This window comes from Streptomyces sp. WG7 (assembly GCF_049975785.1).
Taxonomy (GTDB): Bacteria; Actinomycetota; Actinomycetes; order Streptomycetales; family Streptomycetaceae; genus Streptomyces.
Genome location: NZ_JBNGGE010000181.1, coordinates 1 through 683, shown reverse-complemented (window position 1 = coordinate 683; position 683 = coordinate 1). Strand labels below are relative to the sequence as shown.

The 683-nt window shown below is 67.9% G+C and carries 1 pseudogene; it reads right to left on the bottom strand.

What is annotated here, in order from left to right:
* A pseudogene (locus tag ACP4J0_RS38650) lies at nucleotides 1-683 on the bottom strand (trehalose synthase); the annotation flags it as partial.

Sequence of the window (683 nt, the reverse complement as noted above, 5' to 3'; positions counted from 1 at the left end):
ACCGCGGGGTTGGAGGACGGCAGTTCGGTGTAGGTGCCGAGGCCGAAGGCGGGGTTCTGCTTGCGGATCTCGATCATGCGGCGGGTCCAGTGGAGCAGGGACGAGGGCGAGGCCATGGACGCCTCGACGTTCGTCACCTGGTAGCCGTAGACCGGGTCCATGATCGTCGGCAGGAACAGGCGCCCCGGGTCGGACGACGAGAAACCGGCGTTGCGGTCCGGGGTCCACTGCATCGGGGTGCGCACCGCGTCGCGGTCGCCGAGCCAGATGTTGTCGCCCATGCCGATCTCGTCGCCGTAGTAGAGGATCGGCGAGCCGGGCAGGGAGAGCAGGAGCGCGGTGAACAGCTCGATCTGGTTGCGGTCGTTGTCCAGGAGCGGGGCCAGACGCCGGCGGATGCCGATGTTGGCGCGCATCCGCGGGTCCTTGGCGTACTCCGCGTACATGTAGTCGCGTTCCTCGTCGGTGACCATTTCCAGGGTCAGCTCGTCGTGGTTGCGCAGGAAGATGCCCCACTGGCAGCCGGACGGGATGGCCGGGGTCTTGGCGAGGATCTCGGAGACCGGGTAGCGGGACTCGCGGCGCACGGCCATGAAGATCCGCGGCATGACCGGGAAGTGGAACGCCATGTGGCACTCGTCGCCGCCCGCGGCGTAGTCGCCGAAGTAGTCGACGACGTCCTC